The organism is Devosia sp. J20-27 (assembly GCF_055808595.1).
This window is the reverse complement of record NZ_CM147875.1, coordinates 876,619-897,332: the sequence shown is the minus strand read 5'-3', so window position 1 is coordinate 897,332 and position 20,714 is coordinate 876,619. Positions and strand designations below refer to the sequence as shown.

Here is a 20,714-nt window from a genome sequence, read left to right as displayed (position 1 = left end):
CGGCTCCCGCATTCACCGATTCTGCGCGGTTGACGTTGCCCGGACTTTATCCAGCGTAGACCGGGCGGTTGGTTGAGCTGGCCGATAGCGCGACGCTGAACCCCTCACCCTGACCCTCTCCCCTCAGTGGAGAGGGGATTGCCCGGCCGGTGCACATCCAATCGCCGACCGCCGGCCGAACACCCCGACCGTGCCACAGCGACTCCTCCCCCGTTTACGGGGGAGGGGGACCACGCGCAGCGTGGTGGAGGGGGCGTGCCCCTCATGCTGGGCTTGTCTGACCATGAGTCGACCACCCCACCGCACCGGCGTCCTCTCTGGCCGAAATGAGCCTTATGTGAGCCTGTCGAACCACGAGGCGGGCCCCGCAAACCCGGAGATGAACCACATCCCTCCCCCAGCCACCGTCATCCCCGGGCTTGACCCGGGGACACATGACTCAACGTACTCACCCCGCGACCCTCCGGGGACGTCAGGCGAAAGCGACACCTGCCCGGATCACCGTCTTTAGGGGCTGCCGCGGGTTAGCTCGCGGACGCGTCGGCAATAGGTCTTCAGTTCTTCGACGGGCGTACTCTCGGTAACGCTGCCGGCCACTGGCGCATGGTGGAAATTGCGCGTGTAGAAGTTAATGTCCCTTAGGTCGTCTAGCGCGCCCCTATAACGATGGTCAGCAGGCGCTGTCTCCAGCTTGCGGACAATCCCGTCCAGCATTTCATCCGGCGCGAATACCTCAGGATCGCCATTGCGGTAGAAATGCTCCAGCACTTTACGCAGCAGCGCCCGGATTTCTCCCGGCTCGCCTTCGGTGGCGTCGATGAATTTGATCATCTTCATCCGTTCGGTCTCATTGCGAGGCCGGGTTGCTTTCTCGAGATCGAAGGCGGCAAGGCTCGCGATACCCGGCGCTCCCGTCTGGATGGCGCAGGATGAGATCTTCGTCCGGTCGATGCGATCCCATAGAAGACGCAGGAAGCCCAGTTCGTGGGAAAGCACGATCACCTGTGCAGCGCGGTCGGTCAGTTTGTTGATCTCGTTGGCGGTGAAGGTCCGGCGGAACTCGTCCATGCTGGTGAATGGGTCGTCGAGTACGACGATGGTCTCGGCAAGATGCACGTCGGAGTTGACGGTCGCGAGGAACAGCGCAAGCGCAAGCACGGACTTATCACCACTCGAAAGGGTGTTCCTGAAGCTCGGCCCAGCGATGTCGTCGGCGCGCGGGGGCACGGCGGTGCGATTGATCAGGATCGAATAGGCGGCGGCCGGTTCCTTCCCCTTATAGTTGGGCGGCTGATAGTCGATCTGGAACCCGGCCCCGAGCCGGTCGAGATAGGCGTTGATCGTGGTCCCGAGCGTGGAGGTCACGCGGTTGGTGTGAGCAGTCAGTTTGTCGCGCAGCTCCTCCTTCTGCGCTTTCAGGTTTTCCTGTCTGCCCAGAAGCTTCTTCCGCTCGTTGACGATCGCAGCCACGGCCGCCTCATGCCGCTTGCGTCGCGCCTGTAGCACGGCCAACTCGTTCTTCAGAGAGTCGAGGTCGGCACTCGCCTGTGCGCGTCGGACATCTTCGATGCGGCGGCCGAAGGCGGCGACCTCGTCATTATAGTCGACGACGGCTGCCCGCCCTTCGTCCCACTGGCGCGCCAGCGCCCCGTAGACGCCCTCCTCGATAGGCGAGACAAGGTCCTCCTGCTTGTTCTGGAAAGCCCGATCAAGGCCAGCGGCAGCGTCCTCCATGCGGGCGGCGATCTGTGCTACGTCGAGCCCAGCGTCGCTGCCCTCGCCGGTGAGCGTCTTGAGGTTGGCGATCGCCGCGCGGTTGCCATCCGCCTTGTCGGCGAGCGCCTGCCGGAAATCACCGCGCCCGTAGCGTTCAAGTATCTGCCGGCGCTGCTTTACGGAGGCGGCAAGGCTCTTGTAGGCATCACCAAAATAGGCGCCATAGAGGTCGAGCAGGCTACGGTCGCGCAGCTCCTGTCCACAATAGGGGCAGTCGTGCGCGGCATCGAACGTAAGGCCGGATTCGAGCCATGTCTCGTGCGCGACTGACGAAGGGCGACTAGGAACGTGCCGTGCAATGTGTTCCTGCAGCCGGCGGTGCAGGTCGGGGGCCACATCGCTGATGGTCTGGCCGAGCACGGCCGTCAGGTCGGCGGCTGCTGTAGGAACAGGGAGAGCCTGCGGCAGCGCCGCCGTCCTGATCTGCTCTTTCTCGGTGGCGCGGCGGACTTCGACTTCCTTCGCGGCAATGAAGTCATCCGCCGCTTCGAGGGCGGCAAGGTCCGCGAAGGCGGCGGCCGCCATACGGAGGCCGAAGGCGGCGGCGGTTGCAGTGAGGTACTGGTCCTTTTCTTTCAGCACCTGACCGGCTTCCTTCAGCTGCCGGTCAATCTCGATGGCCTGCTCGATCAGCGCGACCCCTTCTGCGCCGACGACAAGACCGTACTGGCGCTTCATGTGATCAAGCGAGACGGAATCGCCGGAGAAGACATTCTCGTTGATGAAGGCCTGATCGAATACGGCGATGCGCGGGCGTATGCCCGTCCAGGCCACCCCGTCAAAGACGCATTGCTGTCCGTCAAAGAGCAGCAGGACCTTCTGCCGACCACCGGTCGCAAGCGTCTCGCGGCCTTTGACGATGTCGGGATGGTTGCGCGTCAGCGAGCGCAGGATATCCGCCAGCGTGGACTTGCCCCAGCCATTCTCGCCGAAGATGAGCACGACTTGGGAGAAGCGCAGGCTTCCGGGCGCGGTTAACTTTTCAAAGCGGCCGACTTTCTGGATGTCGATGATTTTCTGGAGTGTCGGCATCTCGTCTCCCAAACCGCGTCTTCGCAGAGCCCGTCGTCTACGCCGGCGAGCCGCGGCCACCAGGGTCTTGCTGGGTCAGCCAAGAACTACAAACAACATTTGCACGTGACCGAGGTCAATGCTCGTCGAGCGCACCTCAGTAGTTGCGAAATAAGGAAAGTGACCGCACCGTGAAGTGTCGGCTCCTGGCAGAAAGTCGCATCTTGCTCTAACGACTAGCCCCCTACTCCCCCGCCAACCTCCCCAGCTCCATCGCCATATCCGCCAGCCTGTCCTCCAGTTCGCGCATCTTCGTGATGTCGCTCTGGATGCCGACATAATGCGTCAGGGTGCCGGTGGCGCTGCGGATGGGGCGAAGGGAGAGGCGGTTCCAGAACGGTGAGCCGTCCTTGCGGTAGTTGAGCAGGTCGACGATCAGCGGCTGACCGGCGGCGATGCTGGTCCGGATCAGCTCGACCGTTCCGCGGTCGGTGTCCGGGCCCTGCAGGAAGCGGCAGTTGCGGCCGATGGTTTCGTCGGGGGTATAGCCGGTCATCCGCTCGAACCCCTTGTTGACGTAGATCAGCGGCGCGTCGGGACGGCCGAGGTCGCACAGCGTCAGCGATTGCTGCGCCGGATCGAGCTTCTGGTCGGAGAGCGCGGGACCTTCAGTCCCGGGTCTGGCGTTGTGCGTCATCTGGTTCCCTCCCCACAGCTGCAGGTCGCACTGGTAGCATGCCGGTGCGGCGGGGCAAGCGGCGGCAGTGGCACCCGGCTTCAACCATGCGCGCCTTTGGCCGATAGCCACTCCCTGCCGGCTCGGCTATAAGGCCCGCAACTCCGGACCGCCCAGAGCGAGACACAGATGAGCGAAACCACCCATTTCGGCGAGCAGACCGTGCCGCTCGAGGCCAAGCAGGGCATGGTCAACCAGGTGTTCCACGCCGTAGCCGACCGCTACGACCTGATGAACGATCTGATGAGCGGTGGCGTGCACCGGCTCTGGAAAGACGCCATGGTGGCGCGGCTGGGGCCGCCCAAGACCGGCAAGCTGCCCTATCGGGTGCTCGACATGGCCGGCGGCACCGGCGACATCGCCGAGCGGATCATCAATGCCTCGGTCGGCTATGCCGAGGTGACGGTGTCGGACATCAATTCCGACATGCTGCGGGTGGGCGCCGAACGAGCGAAGAAGTGGCGTTTCCCCGACCAGGTCAGGTTTGTCGAGGCCAATGCCGAGGAGCTGCCGTTCGAGGACGCCAGCTTTGACGCCTATACCATCGCCTTCGGCATCCGCAATGTGCCCCGCATCGACAAGGCGCTGGCCGAGGCACACCGGGTGCTGAGGCGCGGCGGCAAGTTCCTCTGCCTCGAATTCAGCCAGGTCGACATGCCGGTGCTGGACGAGGCCTACCGGCTGTTTTCCGACCGTGTCATCCCGCCGATGGGCAAATGGGTCACCGGCGACGCGCAGCCCTACCAGTATCTGGTGGAATTCGATCCGCAAGTTCCCGCCGCCCGAGCGCTTCAGCCAGATGATCGCGACGGCCGGCTTCAAGCGCGTCAGCCACACCGCCTTTACCGGCAATGTGGCGGCGCTGCACACCGCCTGGAAGCTCTGAGACGATGGGACTGGGGGCCTATTTCCGCCTTGCCCGCGCCGGCTACGTGCTGGCCCGCGAAGGCGCCTTCTCGATTGCCGACAATGCCGCACTGCCCCCGTCGCTGCGCGCCGGTGTGGCCATCGGCCGGCTGTTCGAACGTCCGGCGGTCAAGCGCACCGGCAAATTGGAGCGGCTGACGCGGGCGCTCAACACGCTCGGGCCGACCTATGTCAAACTCGGCCAGAGCCTCGCCACCCGCCCCGACGTCGTCGGCATCGAGGTGGCGGCAGAGCTTTCCGGGCTGCAGGACCGCATGGATGCCTTCGATCCGGCCATTGTGCCGGGCCTGCTGGTCGAGGCGCTGCAGGAGCGCGCCGCCGATCTCAAGGAGCTCTCGGCGCCCATCGCCGCCGCCTCCATCGCCCAGGTGCACAAGGCCGTGCTCGACGATGCCAACGGCCGGCGCCAGGTCGCGGTCAAAATCCTGCGGCCCGGGGTCAAGCAGCGCTTCCGTGACGATATCGAAAGCTATTATGCCGGGGCGCTGCTGGCCGAGCGGCTGGCGCCGCGCCTGCGTCGCCTGCGCCCGACCGATGTGGTGCGCACGCTCGATCGCTCCGCCCGGCTCGAACTCGACCTGCGGCTGGAAGCGGCCTCGATCTCCGAGTTCAAGCAGAACACCGCCGGGGACGAGGGCTTTGTGGTTCCCGATGTCAGCTGGGATCACACCGCCGAAACCGTGCTGACCACCACCTGGGTCGACGGCATCCCGATCCGCGACCATGCGGCGCTCGATGCCGCCGGGCTCGATCGCAAGGAGCTGGCGCGCAAGCTGCTGCAGAGTTTTCTGCGGCACGCCATCCGCGACGGCTTCTTCCATGCCGACATGCATCCGGGCAATCTCTTTGCCGATCCGAAAACGGGCGACATCATCGCCGTCGATTTCGGCATCATGGGGCGCATCACCCGGGCCGAGCGGCGCTTCCTCGCCGAAATCCTCTATGGCTTCATCACCCGCAACTACCGGATGATCGCGCAGCGGCATTTCGATATCGGCTATGTGCCGCGGCACCAGTCGGTCGACGATTTCGCGCTGGCACTGCGCTCCATCGGCGAACCGCTGCAGGGCCGCACGGCGCGCGATATCTCCATGGCCAGGGTGCTCGGCCAGCTCTTTGCCACCACCGAGCTGTTCGAGATGCAGACCCGCCCCGAGCTGGTGCTGCTGCAAAAATCCATGGTGCTGGTCGAAGGCGTGTCGCGGGCCCTCGATCCCGAACTCGACATCTGGACCGTCAGCGAGCCGGTGGTGGGCGCGTTCGTCCGTCGCGAGGCCGGGCCGCTGGGCCGGCTGGAGGATCTTGGCGAACACCTGCGGCGCGGCGCCACGGCGCTCGGCCGGCTGCCCGCCATTCTCGACAAGGCGGAGGCGGCACTCGACGATTTTCACGCCGAGCGCAAGCGGCCGCGGTCGATGTGGTGGATCTGGCTGCTGGCGCTGGTCGGCGTGCTGCTGCTGTGGCGCATTCTCGCCTGAAAACCCGTTCAGGTATCGTTCATCAACACGGCCGTACCGAGGCAGGACGCGCTTGCCGTCTCCGGGACCTCCCCATAGATTGCGGTGCAAGGGCAAAGCGGTGGGGCACCGCAATGGGAGAATTCATATGACTTTCAAACTGTTGAGCCGGCTTGCCGGCGTCGTCCTGCTGGCTGCCGGCCTCGCCGGCTGCATGGACGTCACCATGGAAATCGACGTCCAGTCCGAAACCACCGGCAAAGCCACCACCACCTCCGTCATGGGCGCCGACATCTATTCGATGGTCAAGGCCAGCGCCAAGAGCGACGACTCGAGCGACGGCTTCTGCCGCGAAGAGGGCGCGAGCCTCGTCGAAAACGCAGATGGCTCAGCCACTTGCACACTGGTCACGGAAGGCGAGTTTGCGGCGCTGAAGGGCGCCGAAAGCGGGGATGACGGCGCCAAGTTCGAAGTGGTGTCGCCGGGCGTAGTGAAGGTGTCGTTCTCGACCGCCGACATGAAGAACGAAGTCGCCGGCGATGGCCAGGACGAAGAGACCAAGGCCATGATGCAGCAGTTCTTCGAGGGCCGCGCCATCACCATTCGCGTCAAGGGCAAGGAAATCCTCGACACCAACATGACCAGGTCGGGCAACAGCGCCGAAATCGTGATCCCGTTCCTCGACCTGATCAACGGCACGGCCAAGCTGCCTGACGAGCTGTTCGCCACCGTCAAGGTGAACTGAGCCATGACCGAACGGGTCAGCATCGGCTTTCGCTGGCTCGAGCACGGCAAGGGGCTCGACGTCCCGCGGCAACAAACGGCCGGCGCGGCGGGAGTGGATCTCCCGGCCGCGCTCAGCCCCGATGACCTGCTCGAGATTGCTCCGGGGCACAGTTCGCTGGTGCCGACCGGGCTGGCGATCGCCCTGCCGGAAGGCTATGAGGCGCAGATCCGGCCGCGCTCGGGCCTCGCCGCCAAGCATGGCGTCACGGTGCTCAACGCGCCCGGCACGGTGGACGCCGACTATCGGGGTGAGATCAAGGTGATGCTCATCAATCACGGACACGAACCGTTCACGGTGCGCCGTGGCGACCGTATCGCGCAAATGGTTGTGGCGTCGGTGACGGCTGTATCCTTCCTGGAACTGGAGACGCTCGATGACACGGCACGCGGCGACAAGGGTCACGGTTCTACTGGGCGCTAGCCTGCTGCTCGCCGCTCCGGCGCTGGCCGGCGACCGGGCGCAGTTCAATCCGCTGGGCTATTCCGACGACGGGCGCTACTTCGCCTTCGAGGAGTTCGGCGTGCAGGACGGGTCGGGGTTTCCCTTCTCGACCACCTACATTGTGGATCTGCCGGCCGACAAATGGGCGATCGGCACACCGGTACGCGTCCGGCACAATGACGAGAGCGTCTCCATCGAAGAGCTGCGGCAGCTGGCCGCCGACGAAGTCGCCGGGCGGCTGAAGGAATACAAGATTTCCTACCCGGCATCGATCATCGCCATGAACGGCGACGGCGAACCGGATGCGGCGGCCTACGGGCTGCGCTATGGCCGGCCCGGCTATGGCCTGTCGGCCGTGATCGATGAGCACCTGCTGGATCTGGAAGTCATCGACCTGCCCTCCAATGCCGATTGCGCCATCATCGATGATTTAACCAAGGGGATGGTGCTGCGGCTGGATGGCGAAGAGATCATGCGCGACAGCGGCACACTGCCGAAATCGCGCGGCTGTGCGATGGACTACCGGGTCTACGCTGTGATCAGCCCGGCCGACTTCAACAGCAATCCGGGCATGGATGTGGCCATCATCGCCTATTATCCGTTCGGCTTCGAGGGGCCCGACCGGCGTTTCCTCGCCGTGCCGCTCGGTAACTGATGGCACTGTCGCCCGAAGAGAGCCGCCGCTACGCCCGTCACGTCGTGCTCAAGGGCATCGGCGGCGACGGCCAGCAGAAGCTGAAGGCAGCCCGTGTCCTGGTGGTCGGCGCCGGCGGGCTGGGCAGCCCGGTCATCGCCTATCTGACAGCGGCCGGCCTGGGCACCATCGGCGTGGTCGACGACGATACTGTCGGCCTCTCCAACCTGCAGCGGCAGATCATTCACACCAGTGCCGGACAGGGCACACCCAAGGTCACGTCGGCGCAGAATTTTGCTGCGGCACTCAACCCCTTTGTCGAGATCGTGCCGCATGAACGCCGTCTCGATGCGGATGCAGCCGGCAGCCTGGTCGGTGATTACGACTTGGTGGTTGACGGCACTGACAATTTTCCGACCCGCAAGCTCGTGGCCGATGCCTGCCGGGCAGCCGGCAAGCCGCTGGTATCGGGTGCGGTATCGATGTTCGACGGGCAGGTGACGGTGTTCGCACCGGGCGGCCCGCAGTTTGCCGACCTCTATCCGCAGGACCCGGACGCCGACGATCTGCCGGCGTGCGAGGTGGTGGGGGTGCTCGGTGCCGTCACCGGGGTGATCGGCACGCTGATGGCCATGGAGGCCATCAAGCTGATTGTCGGACTGGGCGAACCGCTGATCGGACGCCTGCTGCTCTATGACGGCCGGGCAGCACGCTTTACCGAACTGGCCTACTGAACATCCGGGTGCTGGAAGACCAGCGTGGCATTGGTGCCGCCGAAGCCGAAGGAGTTCGAGAGGGCAATGCCGATATCGACATTGTCGCGGCGCTGCAGGAGGATCGGCATGTCCTCGAACGCCGGATCGAGCGTCTCGATATTGGCGCTCTCGCACATGAAGCGGTTCTGCATCATCAGGATGCAGTAGATCGATTCCTGCACGCCGGTGGCACCGAGCGAATGACCGGTGAGCGACTTGGTCGCCGACATCGGTGGCGCCTTGTCGCCGGTGCCGAAGACGGCGCGGATGGCATCCATCTCGCGCGCGTCGCCCACCGGGGTCGAAGTGGCGTGCGGATTGAGATAGTCGACCTTGCCCTTGACCGTCTCGAGGGCCAGACGCATGCAGCGCTCGGCGCCCTCGCCGGAGGGGGCGACCATGTCGTACCCGTCGGACGTCGCGCCATAGCCGACCAGTTCGGCCAGGATCTTGGCGCCGCGGGCCTTGGCATGCTCGAACTCCTCGAGCACGAGGACGCCGGCACCACCGGCAATGACAAAGCCGTCGCGCGCCACGTCATAGGCGCGAGAAGCAACTGACGGCGTTTCGTTGAAGTCGGTGGACATGGCGCCCATGGCGTCGAACAGGTTCGACAGCGTCCAGTCGAGATCCTCGTGGCCACCGGCAAAGACGATGTCCTGCTTGCCCATCTGGATCTGCTCGTAGGCGTTGCCGATGCAGTGCTTGGAGGTCGCGCAGGCGGAACTGATGGTGTAGTTGACGCCCTTGATGCCGAATGGCGTCGCCAGCGTGGCCGAGGCCGTCGAGCTCATGGCCTTGGGCACGGCCAGCGGCCCGATACGCTTGGGACCCTTTTCGCGGGTGATGTCGGCGGCCTCGACGACGGTACGCGTCGACGGACCACCCGAGCCCATGATGATGCCGGTGCGCGGATTCTGGATGTCGGACTCTTCGAGGCCGGACTGCGCAATCGCTTCCTGCATGGCGATGTAGTTCCAGGCGGCGCCCTTGCCCATGAAGCGGGTGGTACGACGATCCAGAACCTCGAACGGGTCGAGCTTGGGAGCGCCGTGAACATGGCAGCGGAAGCCAAGGTCCGCATAGTCCTTGGCAAACACGATTCCAGGTGTAGCGGCGCGCAGGCTGTCCAGCACCTCGGCAATGTTGTTGCCGATTGAGGACACGATGCCCATACCCGTGACGACGACTCGCCTCACTGCAAGACTCCTTTGAACCCGACTTCTCGCCCGGTCGGTTTAGGTGAAAAGGCCGACCCGGAGGTCCTTGGCTTCATAGATGACCTTGCCGTCGGCCTTGACCCAGCCATCGGCGATGCCCAGCGCCAGCTTGGAACGCATGACGCGACGCAGATCTATTCCATACTCAACCAGCTGCACGTCATCGGTGACCTGACCGGAGAACTTCACCTCTCCACCCAGGGCGCGTCCCTTGCCCGGCGAACCGCCCCAGCACAGGAAAAATCCCAGCATCTGCCAGAGGGCATCGAGCCCGAGGCAGCCCGGCATGACCGGGTCGCCGATGAAGTGGCACTTGAAGAACCACAGCTCCGGATTGACCTTGAGCTCGGCGCGGACCTGGCCTTTGCCATGCTCGCCGCCCGTGTCGTCGATATGGGTGATGCGATCGAACATCAGCATCGGCGGCGCCGGCAGCTGAGCGTAGCCCGGGCCGAACAGTTCGCCCTTCCCGCTGCGAATGAGATCGTCATAACCATAAGCGTTCTGGCGATCCGCCATATACCAGGCCCCAGTTGAATTGATTAAGTCCGTTAGTAGAGGGGGCGGGTATAGGGGTCAATATGGCTTAAGAGCGGCATCCCCGCTCCTTTCGTCGGCATCGGCCATTGCCTGCGTCAGCCCGCCCGGGGTGCAACGCTTGTATGACAGACCCCTCAAAGATATAAGATCGCGGTGTATTTCCCGCGTAACTGGACCGATATGACCGATCGCAGTCTTGTCAGCCGCCCGCTTCCGTCCCGCAAACCCTGCCTTACGGCGGTATTGCGCATGGCTGGATTGCGACCGACACGGCAGCGCGTGGCGCTCGCCGAACTGCTGTTCGGTGGCCAGCACCGGCATGTGAGTGCCGAGCAGTTGCACGATGAAGCCCTGCAGTCGCGGGTCAATGTGTCGCTGGCAACAATCTACAACAGCCTGCACCAGTTCCGCGAGGCCGGCCTGTTGCGCGAAGTCGCGGTGGATGCGTCCCGGTCGTATTTCGACACCGACACATCCGACCATCACCACTTCTATCTCGAGGACGAGCAGCGGGTGATCGACATTCCCTCGTCGGCCATCGTCATCCAGAACCTGCCCGAGCCCCCCAAGGGCACCAGCATCACCCACGTGGACGTTGTGGTACGGGTCAAGCGCGCACGCTGAAGCCGCCGGGTACCCCAACGTGCCCTGAGAGCGTCGCAGCCGGTTCAGTCGAACTCTTCGTTCTGGTAGACGCCCCAGAGCCTGTCTTGCGGCACAAAGCCCGAAATGCTGGCATGGCTGGTCTCGGTCGGGGCATAGGTGGCGCTCACTTCGCACCATGAGCCGTCGCATTTCGAGATGTCGACGCGATAGCCTGAGCCGAGATAGGCGCGGACGTCACTATCGTTTTGGCGGTTGGCCAGGAGGATGACCTGGCTTTCGCCGGCTGGTGGTTCGACCACGCCGGCGCGTTTGCCCGACAGCAGGTTCTGATGAATCCAGCCCTCGGATCCGTCGACGTCGCGGATCTTGCGCCAGGTGTCGAATTCCTGGACGATTTCCACCGGTGTGCCGGATTTCACGTACACCCAGGCGACCCCATACTTGGTGCCGGGCCCGATGCGGACATTGATCGGCGTGGAGCGCGTGGTGGCGAATCGGGGCAGCGGCAGGCCACTGGGTCCTTCGGCCGCCACGACCGGCATTTCAGGCAGGCCGACAGCGCCCAGAGCGAGGGCGCAAAGCAGCGTGCGAAGCGTTTTTGAGGTGATCGAAAAGGGTACTGGTCCAAACATGGCTTTGCAGAGCGAAGCTATTTTACCTATCACTAGGGCACAGACCTTAATGGGCACTGAAAGGGAAACGGCTTGTCGGTTGGAAAGCCGAAAATCCTTGTGACACGACGCCTGCCCGCGCAAGTCGAGGCGCGTATGGCGACGCTTTTTGATGCCCGGTTCAATCCCACGGACGCGCCGCTGTCGGCCAATGACCTGGTCGACCAGCTCGCCGGCCAGGACGTGCTGGTATCCTCGATCACCGACCGGCTCGATGCGGACCTGATCCACCGCCTGCCCGACAGCGTCAAGCTGATTGCCCAGTTCGGCAACGGCTTCGACAATATCGACATCGACGCGGCTTACGGGCGTGGCGTGACGGTGACCAATACCCCCAGCGTCCTTACCGAAGACACGGCGGACATGGCGATGATGCTGATGCTGGCGCTGCCGCGCCGGCTGGTGGAAGGCGCCGGAGTGCTGCCGCGCGATGGCACCTGGCCGGGCTGGTCGCCCACCTGGATGCTGGGCCGCCGGCTGCGCGGCAAGGCGCTGGGCATTGTCGGCATGGGACGGATCGGGACAGCAGTCGCCAGCCGCGCCAGGACCTTCGGCCTGCAGATCCACTATTACTCGCGCAACCGGCGGCCGCCGGCCGTCGAGGAAAAGCTCGAGGCCACCTACTGGCCATCGCTGGACGCGATGATCAGTGAAGTCGATATCGTTTCGCTGCATATGCCGCACACCCGGGATACCTTTCACATCCTCAACGCGGAGCGCCTCGGCCGGATGCGTCGCGACGCCTTCGTGGTCAATGTCTCCCGGCCCGAACTCATCGATGAGGATGCGCTGGTGTCCTGCATCGAAAGCGGACAGCTGTCGGGGGCGGCGCTCGATGTCTTCGAGAACCGGCATGGCATTTCCGAGCGTCTGCTGCAGCTGGCGCGGGTGCACAAGGTGGTGCTGACCGCCCACATGGCCTCGGCGACGCTGGAGGCGCGCGTCGAGATGGGCGAGACAGTGATCGTCAATATCCGCGCCTGGGTCGACGGTCACCAGCCGCCGCACCGCGTGCTGCCCGAGGGACGCTCGTCGCGCCTCGCCTGATCGGCGCAATTGCAGGGTTTTTCGAGAGCCTGACCTAACCATCCCGTTTCACTCCCCGGTAAGGGCGATTGGGCATTGCCGCCAAAAGCAGTGCCGTGGCTGGCATAATGAACGCTCTGTTCTGAGGGCGGACAACTTCACGCCATGACAACGATCGCCACGACCTTGACCGAGCGCATCCTGCCAACGCTGAGCGTCCGGACACGCCTGCTGTCGCTGACGATCATCATCCTGGTGTTCGCCATGATGGCGAACGCCATTGTCGGGTTTACGCATGTCACGGCGCAGCAGCAGGCGTTGATATCGCTGCGGCAATCGAGTGAAGAGATGCGGGCCGTGCATCAGGCGCTGACGCAGGCCGACGCCGAGGTGCATCGCCATGTACTCGCCGACGGCGGCGACCTGTCGGCCTATTTCCGTTCGGTCGACACCATGAAGGCCTGGCGCGGGACGACGCTGGACCGGTTGACGGCAGTGCCGCTGGGCGACGGCCAGGTGGCGCGGACGACAGCGGACACCATCGACGCGCTGCTGGCGATCTGGACAAGGGCCATCGATCTGACGGCCGCCGGGCGTGGCACCGAAGCCGGCAGCCTGCTGAGCTCGCGCAGCACCGGGCCGCTGGTGAGCAGCGTCGGCGATGCGGTGGAGGCGCTGATCGAAGGCAACAATGACAGGATCGCGGCGCATGAACGCGACATCACCATCGGCACGCTGGTCGTGCTGCTGCTGCAGGTGGGCGGCGGGATCCTGGCCATCGCGGCGCTGATCTATGCATTCCGCGCCAGCGCCACCGATGCCGAGGCACGCGTTGCCGCGGCGGCGTCCGCCGATTCGTCGCGCGAGCAGGTGGCGCGGCTCTTCGAGATGGCCGACGTGCTGCAGAGCGCCGCCGATCACGGCGATGCCAATGCGGTGCTCAAGGCCACGGCAGCGGAACTGGTGCCCGGGTTTTCGGGCGCCCTCTATGTCTTCAACAATTCGCGGGACCGGCTGGTGCTGTCGACGGCATGGGGGCGCGACGACGACGCCCAGCCCGAGACGATCAGTCCGGCCGCATGCTGGGCGCTCAAACGCGGCAAGCCGCATCTCAATCGTGCCGATGGCGACAAGCTCTGCTGCGAGCATCACCAGGCAGACGAGGCGCTGCTGGAAATCCCGATGATTGCCCGGGGCGAGATTGTCGGCCTGCTGCAGCTCTATGCCGATGGCGCGCGCGCCGAAGAACGGCTGGGCACGGTGGCCGAACTCGGCTGTGCGCTGGCCGACGGCATGAGCCTGGCGCTGGCCAATATGGCGTTGCGGGAAAAGCTGCGGAACCAGGCGCTGCGCGATCCGCTGACCGGGCTCTACAATCGCCGCTTCATGGAGGACACGCTGCAGCGCTTCGTCCGGCTGGCGGACCGGGAGGACCGGGAGGTGTCGCTGGTGATGGTCGATCTCGACCATTTCAAGCGGCTGAACGACGAACGCGGCCACGGCTTTGGCGATCAGGTGCTGCGCGATGCGGCGCACGCGATCGTGTCGTCGTTGCGCGAGACCGATGTCGTCTGCCGCTATGGCGGCGAGGAGATCGTGGTGATCCTGCCCGACTGCAATGTCGAGCGGGCGGCCGACAAGGCCGAGCTGCTGCGCGGCCGCATCGAGGCGCTCGGCCAGACGCATGGTGCGGCGATTTCGGCGTCGTTTGGCGTCGCCTCGATCCCCAGCACCTCGGGCGGCATTACCGATCTGCTGGCGGCGGCGGATGCGGCGCTCTACAAGGCCAAGCAGAACGGCCGCAACCAGGTGTGGAAAGCACCGATCCGCAGCCATCGCTCCGAGACCGAGCGACAGGTGGGTGATGCCGCCAGTGCCGAGGTCATGACGCTGGCCGCGGCAGAATAGGCCGTGGTCGGCATCAGTCGGACGTGTCCGTGCTTTCCAGGAATTCGCCGAGCCGGTCGAGTCGCTGCTGCCAGGCGAGGCGGCGGTCATTGATCCATTGCTCGGCAGCGCTGAGGGCGCCGGTGTCGAGTGTGCAGGTGCGGACGCGGCCCAGCTTCTGCGTGCGGACGAGTCCCGCATTCTCGAGCACCTGCAGGTGCTGCACGACCGCCGGCAGCGACATGTCGAAGGGGCTCGCCAGTTCACTGACCGATGCCGGCCCCTGGCTCAGGCGATCGACCATGGTGCGGCGCGTCGGATCGGCCAGCGCCTGGAACATCAGATCGAGCGAAGCGGGCGACTGTTGGTTAAGCATGTCCTTAAGTCAGGAGCCGCGGCAATTCTGTCAAGGGCCCGGGAGAGGAGCCGGGACAGGATGCCACACCCTGACCCGGCAAATCCGTAACTGATCAGGCGCCGAGGGCCGCCTGCTCGGATGTGATGCGGTCGATCAGCGGATCGAGGTCCTGGTTGACGGGCGCCTTGGCGTCGAGGCGCTGCTTGAGGAAGCCCACCGACTGCGAGAGGATCTTGTCGAGGTCGGTCTCGCAGGTGAAGTCGCCGGCGACGCGCTTGATCTTGGAATTGTCGAACAGCGTGGTCCAGGTCTTGTCGCCGAGCAGCGGGCCGATCCAGTCCGGCTTGTAGCGGATCAGTGTATCGGTGGGGACGTGGCAGATATTGGCCTCAACCCCGAGGGCCTTGGCGATCGACATGTAGATGGCGTCCCAGGTGAAGCCGACATCGCCGGTGATGTGGAAGTCTTCCTTGAGCGCAGCCTGGTTGCCGAAGAGCTTGACGAAGGGCTTGGCGAAATCCTCGGACCGGGTGACGGTCCAGATCGCCGTGCCGTCGCCGGCCACGATCACCGGCTTGCCGGCCAGCATGCGCAGGGCAACGCTGTCACCTTCATTGAGCATGGTGGGCAGACCGGTGCGCGTCGTGTGGCTGGGGCGCACATTGGTCCACGGCAGCTCCGAGGCCTTCATCAACTCCTCGCAGGCGATCTTGGCCTGGCTGTAGGGCCAGTAGGGATTGATGGCGGGCGTGGTCGCCTCAGAGGTCATGTAGGCATAGGGGTGCTTCTGGTAGACCGAGGCCGAGGAGATGAAGATGTACTGGCCGGTCTTGCCGGTGAATGTCTCGATGTCGCGCTGCATCTGCTCGGGCGTGAACACCATGAACTGGGCGACGACGTCCCAGCTCTGCTGCCCAAGCTGCGCGTAGCTCTGCGCGTCCTGCATGTCGCCGACAATTGAGGTCACTCCGGCGGGCAGTCCGGCATCACGCTGGCCGCGGTTGAACACCGACACCTTGTGACCGGCGGCAACCGCCAGTTCGACGCAGGGCAATGAGATCTGGCCGGTTCCACCGACGAAAAGGACGTTGAGCGACATGATTTTCCTCCATTTTGCGCGGCAGCCTAGGGTGGTTTTTTGAACACGCAAGCCGAAAGGCCGGCCATCAGCCGAATGTCGGACACATGCTTGTCGCCCGGCCGGCGTTGTCGCCTCCGGTTGCTGAAGTTGGATCGGGCCCCGAGGCGCTTGCCGTCTCTGGGTATGATAATAACGAGACGGTAGCCGCCTCGGGGAACCGGGTTTTGTGGCATTGTCCCGCGCTTCGGGAGACTGGAGCCCGACTTGCCGCCCCTTTTCAACTCCGTGCGCCTGGCCCAGGGGCGTGAGACGACTCCCTTCCCCCTCCCGGCAGTCCCCTCCGCAAGCGTTCGTCGCGCTTCCCGTCCGTCGCGGGGAGATGGGAGGAGATTACGCCGAGCGGTGACGGCGGGGACAAGTTTTATGACGGGGCTGGATCATCGTGCTGCGTCAGTGGCTTGGAGGTGTCGTCGGCGCGCGAGTGATATCGGTGGGATGAATGACCCATCGTGGCTCTCGCCCCCCACCCCGGCCCTCCCCGCAAGGGGGAGGGTGACGGAGGGGCTGGTGGGGTGCCGCTGGCGCCGGCGGATACTGGGTCCCGGCCTGCGCCGGGATGACGGCGGTGGGGGGTAGACCATGTGCAACCTTAGCAGAGAGACCTCATCCTGAGCCTGTCGAAGGACGAGGTCGGGTGCGCCGCAGGGTCGGGCCCCGGTGCAGCCCCTCGTGGTTCGACAGGCTCACCATGAGGAGGCTCACCATGAGGGGTGAGAGATGTGTGAATGGTGGGGCAGTGGTGCGACGTCGCCAGAATCCTCAGCCGTTCGCGTGGCGACAGCGGCTTGGTCGGTATCGGAGCGTCAGGTCGTCTCGAGGATCGCTTCGGCGATGAAGCTCATGACCTTCTCGAGCGGCATCTCGCAGGGGCGGAGGGTCGGGGCGGCCTGGGCGGAGCTGTAGAGGTTGAGGCTGATGACGTCGGGGCCACCCAGTTCCTCGGCATAGAGTTTCAGGCTCCTGCCGCCGACATGTCTGGTGTTGGAGACGCCGTAGCGGCGACCGCGGAAGGTGGCGGTGAAATAGCCCTGTGGCCATTGCGCCAGACGGGCACGCGCGGTTTCGGCGGCATGCATCAGAATTGCGGCATGGCCTGCCGGGCGCGGTCGGCCTGCCGGCTGAGGTCGATCTGCGTCTGCAGGTGCTGGAGTTCGAAATCGAACGAGCTGGCCTGCTGCTGCAGCCGGATCCCCGCCGCAATCTCCTGCTGCTGGCAAAGGGCGAGGGCCGCCTGATTCTCGATATAGGCCGTGTCCTTGCCATCGGGCAGGCTGCGGCAGGCCGCCGAAGCTGCCGGCAGGGAGAGGGTGGTCAGAAGCAGTGCCAGGATGATGCGCATGGCACGAATATGGGCGCTCAATTGCGGCGCAACAATGCGCGGTGACCACAACTGATGTTGAACTGGCGCTGGACCATGGGGCCATGACTTCCCATGTAATGATCAGGACCAGACAAGGAGACTTGCATGAGCGACCAGAACAAGAGCGGCTGGAAGACGTTTACCGAGGAGATCGAGGTGTCCGGCCAGCAGTTGCTGAACGAGATCAACCGGCTGATCGCCGAGGGCAATGTTCACAAGCTGAACGTCAAGTCGGCCGATGACGAGGTGTTTCTGTCAATCCCGCTGACCGGCGGCGTGCTGGCCGGCGGCCTGGTGGCCCTGTCGGCGCCGTGGCTGGCGATCATTGCCGGCGTTGCCGGACTGGTGACGCGGGTCAAACTCGAGGTGGTCCGCAAGGAACCGCCCGCCGGCGAGGATGACGAGGACGAGACGCCGCCCGATCAGGCGATCTAGACACAAAAAAGGCCCGGGATTGCTCCCGGGCCTTTCTCATGTAGCGGTGTGACCGATTACTCGGCGGCGGCTTCCGCGCCGTCGGCCTTCAGTTCCTTGCCGGTCTCCTGGTCGACGACCTTCATGGACAGGCGGACCTTGCCGCGTTCGTCAAAGCCCAGCAGCTTGACCCAGACCTTGTCGCCTTCCTTGACGACGTCGGTGGTCTTCTGCACGCGCTGGTCGGCCAGCTGGCTGATGTGCACCAGACCGTCCTTGGCACCGAAGAAGTTGACGAAGGCGCCGAAGTCGGCGGTCTTGACGACCGTGCCCTGGTAGATGGCGTTGACTTCCGGCTCGTCGGTGATCGACTTGATCCACTTGATGGCGGCGTCAATGGCCTTGCCGTCCGAGGACGAGACCTTGACGGTGCCGTCGTCGTTGATGTCGACCTTGGCGCCGGTCTTTTCGACGATCTCGCGGATGACCTTGCCGCCCGAACCGATGACTTCACGGATCTTGTCGGTCGGGATGGTGATCGTCTCGATACGCGGGGCGAACTCGCCGACCTGACCGCGCGCGGCGGTGAGGGCCTTGGACATTTCGCCCAGGATGTGCTCGCGACCGCCCTTGGCCTGATCGAGGGCGACCTTCATGATCTCCTCGGTGATGCCGGCGATCTTGATGTCCATCTGCAGCGAGGTCACGCCATCGGCAGTACCGGCCACCTTGAAGTCCATGTCGCCCAGGTGATCTTCGTCACCCAGGATGTCGGACAGCACGGCGTAGCGGTCGCCTTCGAGGATGAGGCCCATGGCGATACCCGCCACCGGCTTCTTCATCGGCACGCCCGCATCCATCAGCGCCAGCGACGTGCCGCAGACGGTGGCCATGGACGAGGAGCCGTTCGACTCGGTGATCTCGGAGACCACGCGGATCGTGTAGGGGAACTCTTCGGCCTTGGGGCGGATCGGGTTGATGGCGCGCCAGGCGAGCTTGCCGTGACCGATCTCGCGACGGCCGGGGGAGCCCATGCGGCCCGCTTCACCCACCGAGTAGGGAGGGAAGTTGTAGTGCAGCAGGAAGGTTTCCTTGCGGGTGCCTTCGAGCGAGTCGATGTACTGCTCGTCATCGCCGGTGCCCAGCGTGGCAACGACCAGCGCCTGGGTTTCGCCACGCGTGAAGATGGCCGAACCATGGGTACGCGGCAGCACGCCGACTTCCGCCTGGATCGGGCGGACCGTGGAGAGGTCACGACCGTCGATACGGGTCTTGGTGTCGAGGATGTTCCAGCGGACGATCTTGGCCTGCAGGTTGTGGACGACTTCGCCCAGCGCCTCGGACGAGACCTCGCCGGCCTCGATCTGGGCAGCGAAGTGCTCCTTGACCTTGGTATTGGCGGCATCGACCGCAGCGTAGCGCTGGGCCTTGTCGGTGATCTTGTAGGCGGCCCGCAGGTCGGCCTCGGCAACGGCCAGCACGTCCTTTTCCAGCGCCGAGTAATCGGGCGGGGTGAAATCGCGGGGGTCCTTGGCGGCCAGTTCGGCGAGCTTGATGATCGCCTCGATGACCTTGACCGATGCGGCATGGCCGAACATCACGGCGCCGAGCATGATCTCTTCGGAAAGCTCCTGAGCTTCCGATTCCACCATCAGCACGGCATCCATGGTGCCGGCCATGATCAGGTCGAGCTTGCTCTCGGAGCGACGGTTGACGTCGAGGTTGAGCACATACTCGCCATCGACATAGCCGACGCGGGCAGCGCCGATCGGGCCCATGAACGGCACGCCGGAAATGGTCAGGGCGGCGGAAGCCGCGACCATGGCGAGCACGTCGGGGTTGTTCTCCATGTCATGCTGGAGAACGGTGATGACCACCTGGGTCTCGTTCTTGTAGCCATCGGGGAACAGCGGGCGGATCGGACGGTCGATGAGACGCGACACCAGGGTCTCGTTCTCGCTCGGGCGACCTTCGCGCTTGAAGTAGCCGCCGGGGATCTTGCCCGCGGCGAAGTACTTTTCCTGATAGTTGACGGTCAGGGGGAAGAAATCCTGGCCGGGCTTGGCCTTCTTGGCGCTGACAACGGTGGCCAGCAGCACGGTTTCACCGAGCGTGGCGAGCACGGCGCCATCGGCCTGGCGGGCAATCTTGCCGGTCTCGAGGGTCAGCGGCTGGCCGCCCCAGTTGAGCTCGACTTTATGATGATCGAAATTAATGGACATGATCTGTCTTTCCATTCTGCCGGATAGGCGGAAACGCGGGGCGTAGGAACCCGCGAACCCATCCGCTGTGCCAGCTGGTCCAAGGCACCCCATGTGCTGGACCGGCCCAAAATCGGCACTGTTTTCCGCCGGCGACCCGTGAGGGGGACGGAACATGGACAAGACGATGAGCCGCTCCGTATCTGCGCCATGCGCACCGAGCGGCCGATGATCTCGCCATGCTCCGCGTAGATTTTGCCGGTCTACGCTGGACTTGCCCGTATGGCCGGGCTGGACGCGAGGCGTGCCTCGCGATCCGGTTCGTGTGGCTGCAGCCTAGCGGCGCAGGCCGAGACGCTCGATGAGCGACTTGTACCGCGACTCGTCGAGCTTGCGGACATAGTCCAGCAGGCTGCGGCGGGTCGAAACCATCTTCAGCAGACCACGACGGGAATGGTTATCCTTGTTGTGGGTCTTGAAGTGTTCGGTGAGGTTGGCAATGCGCTCGGAGAGGATCGCAACCTGGACCTCGGGCGAACCCGTATCATCGGTCTTGGTGGCGTATTCCTGAATCAGGGCAGCTTTGCGCTCAGGGGTAATCGACATCGTACATCCTTTCAAAAAAGAAGATTGTGGGACGCTCGCGCCCGGGATGTCGTCCAGGCGGAGCCGCAATTGAACGGGGCACCGGATCTGCACCCGGTCCACCACTCGCGGCTCCTATAGGCGAAGTCGCCGCCAAGTGCCAGTTCTTTTTGCCCGGCAG

General features: G+C 64.5%; 20 protein-coding genes and 1 pseudogene. 10 read left to right on the top strand and 11 right to left on the bottom strand.

All coding sequences use genetic code 11. The features are described from left to right. Positions 1-507: 507 nt before the first annotated feature. A complete protein-coding gene (locus tag AC0L4C_RS04340; protein ID WP_473402318.1) occupies positions 508-2,808 on the bottom strand; it encodes an AAA family ATPase in 2,301 nt (766 codons plus the stop codon). Positions 2,809-3,031: 223 nt separating this feature from the next. Next, positions 3,032-3,484: a PAS domain-containing protein gene (locus AC0L4C_RS04335; RefSeq protein ID WP_473402317.1), complete on the bottom strand. Its 453-nt coding sequence runs from the start codon at positions 3,482-3,484 to the stop codon at positions 3,032-3,034. Positions 3,485-3,652: 168 nt separating this feature from the next. Here AC0L4C_RS04335 and ubiE point away from each other — a divergent pair. The 6 genes and pseudogenes from ubiE to AC0L4C_RS04305 all read left to right on the top strand — a co-directional run bounded on the left by ubiE (position 3,653) and on the right by AC0L4C_RS04305 (position 8,503). Continuing rightward, positions 3,653-4,409: pseudogene (gene ubiE / locus AC0L4C_RS04330) on the top strand (bifunctional demethylmenaquinone methyltransferase/2-methoxy-6-polyprenyl-1,4-benzoquinol methylase UbiE). Between the two features lie 4 nt (positions 4,410-4,413). Next, positions 4,414-5,928, top strand: coding sequence for a 2-polyprenylphenol 6-hydroxylase (gene ubiB, locus AC0L4C_RS04325; protein WP_473402316.1), 1,515 nt, complete (start codon positions 4,414-4,416; stop codon positions 5,926-5,928). A 127-nt stretch (positions 5,929-6,055) separates the two neighbouring features. After that, entirely contained in the window at positions 6,056-6,652 is a 597-nt protein-coding gene (locus tag AC0L4C_RS04320; protein ID WP_473402314.1) for a hypothetical protein, read from the top strand. 3 nt (positions 6,653-6,655) lie between these two features. Then, entirely contained in the window at positions 6,656-7,114 is a 459-nt protein-coding gene (gene dut, locus AC0L4C_RS04315; protein ID WP_473402313.1) for a dUTP diphosphatase, read from the top strand. Continuing rightward, positions 7,068-7,790: a DUF2259 domain-containing protein gene (locus AC0L4C_RS04310; RefSeq protein WP_473402312.1), complete on the top strand. Its 723-nt coding sequence runs from the start codon at positions 7,068-7,070 to the stop codon at positions 7,788-7,790. Before dut ends, AC0L4C_RS04310 begins: the two co-directional genes overlap by 47 nt. Further along, complete coding sequence (locus tag AC0L4C_RS04305) at positions 7,790-8,503, top strand: HesA/MoeB/ThiF family protein (protein WP_473402311.1); 714 nt, start codon at positions 7,790-7,792, stop codon at positions 8,501-8,503. Before AC0L4C_RS04310 ends, AC0L4C_RS04305 begins: the two co-directional genes overlap by 1 nt. Here the strand turns inward: AC0L4C_RS04305 and fabB are convergent. Together fabB and fabA are read right to left on the bottom strand one after the other, a co-directional pair. Beyond that, positions 8,497-9,723, bottom strand: coding sequence for a beta-ketoacyl-ACP synthase I (gene fabB / locus AC0L4C_RS04300; RefSeq protein ID WP_473402310.1), 1,227 nt, complete (start codon positions 9,721-9,723; stop codon positions 8,497-8,499). The genes AC0L4C_RS04305 and fabB overlap by 7 nt on opposite strands. A 39-nt stretch (positions 9,724-9,762) precedes the next feature. After that, entirely contained in the window at positions 9,763-10,263 is a 501-nt protein-coding gene (gene fabA / locus AC0L4C_RS04295) for a 3-hydroxyacyl-[acyl-carrier-protein] dehydratase FabA (protein WP_473402309.1), read from the bottom strand. 201 nt (positions 10,264-10,464) lie between these two features. Between fabA and irrA the strand changes: the two genes are divergently transcribed. After that, entirely contained in the window at positions 10,465-10,908 is a 444-nt protein-coding gene (gene irrA, locus AC0L4C_RS04290) for an iron response transcriptional regulator IrrA (protein WP_473402307.1), read from the top strand. 44 nt (positions 10,909-10,952) lie between these two features. On the opposite strand, the gene AC0L4C_RS04285 is transcribed toward irrA, so the two are convergent. After that, on the bottom strand, positions 10,953-11,522 hold the full coding sequence (locus tag AC0L4C_RS04285; protein ID WP_473402306.1) for an SH3 domain-containing protein: 570 nt from the start codon (positions 11,520-11,522) through the stop codon (positions 10,953-10,955). Between the two features lie 135 nt (positions 11,523-11,657). Here AC0L4C_RS04285 and AC0L4C_RS04280 point away from each other — a divergent pair, with 135 nt between their 5' ends. Together AC0L4C_RS04280 and AC0L4C_RS04275 are read left to right on the top strand one after the other, a co-directional pair. Beyond that, positions 11,658-12,608, top strand: coding sequence for a 2-hydroxyacid dehydrogenase (locus AC0L4C_RS04280; RefSeq protein WP_473402305.1), 951 nt, complete (start codon positions 11,658-11,660; stop codon positions 12,606-12,608). Between the two features lie 144 nt (positions 12,609-12,752). Further along, positions 12,753-14,495, top strand: a complete 1,743-nt coding sequence (locus AC0L4C_RS04275) for a sensor domain-containing diguanylate cyclase (RefSeq protein WP_473402304.1) — start codon at positions 12,753-12,755, stop codon at positions 14,493-14,495. Positions 14,496-14,508: 13 nt separating this feature from the next. Here the strand turns inward: AC0L4C_RS04275 and AC0L4C_RS04270 are convergent, their stop codons facing one another. From AC0L4C_RS04270 to AC0L4C_RS04255, 4 genes are all read right to left on the bottom strand, one after another. Then, a complete protein-coding gene (locus tag AC0L4C_RS04270) occupies positions 14,509-14,850 on the bottom strand; it encodes an ArsR/SmtB family transcription factor (RefSeq protein WP_473402302.1) in 342 nt (113 codons plus the stop codon). Between the two features lie 94 nt (positions 14,851-14,944). Next, positions 14,945-15,931 (bottom strand): NAD-dependent epimerase/dehydratase family protein, encoded by a 987-nt coding sequence (locus AC0L4C_RS04265; RefSeq protein WP_473402301.1) that lies wholly within the window; start codon positions 15,929-15,931, stop codon positions 14,945-14,947. A gap of 845 nt (positions 15,932-16,776) precedes the next feature. Further along, the gene (locus AC0L4C_RS04260) at positions 16,777-17,049 is read right to left on the bottom strand and encodes a hypothetical protein (RefSeq protein WP_473402300.1); all 273 of its coding nucleotides are present in this window, start codon (positions 17,047-17,049) and stop codon (positions 16,777-16,779) included. Beyond that, on the bottom strand, positions 17,049-17,333 hold the full coding sequence (locus tag AC0L4C_RS04255; RefSeq protein WP_473402298.1) for a hypothetical protein: 285 nt from the start codon (positions 17,331-17,333) through the stop codon (positions 17,049-17,051). The genes AC0L4C_RS04260 and AC0L4C_RS04255 overlap by 1 nt, the downstream gene beginning before the upstream one ends. Before the next feature lie 105 nt (positions 17,334-17,438). On the opposite strand from AC0L4C_RS04255, the gene AC0L4C_RS04250 reads away from it, so the two are divergent. Continuing rightward, positions 17,439-17,768, top strand: a complete 330-nt coding sequence (locus AC0L4C_RS04250; protein WP_473402297.1) for a DUF4342 domain-containing protein — start codon at positions 17,439-17,441, stop codon at positions 17,766-17,768. A gap of 56 nt (positions 17,769-17,824) precedes the next feature. Here the strand turns inward: AC0L4C_RS04250 and pnp are convergent, their stop codons facing one another. Beyond that, positions 17,825-19,969 (bottom strand): polyribonucleotide nucleotidyltransferase, encoded by a 2,145-nt coding sequence (pnp, locus tag AC0L4C_RS04245; protein ID WP_473402295.1) that lies wholly within the window; start codon positions 19,967-19,969, stop codon positions 17,825-17,827. A gap of 315 nt (positions 19,970-20,284) precedes the next feature. Further along, positions 20,285-20,554, bottom strand: coding sequence for a 30S ribosomal protein S15 (gene rpsO, locus AC0L4C_RS04240; protein WP_473402294.1), 270 nt, complete (start codon positions 20,552-20,554; stop codon positions 20,285-20,287). Positions 20,555-20,714: the final 160 nt, after the last annotated feature.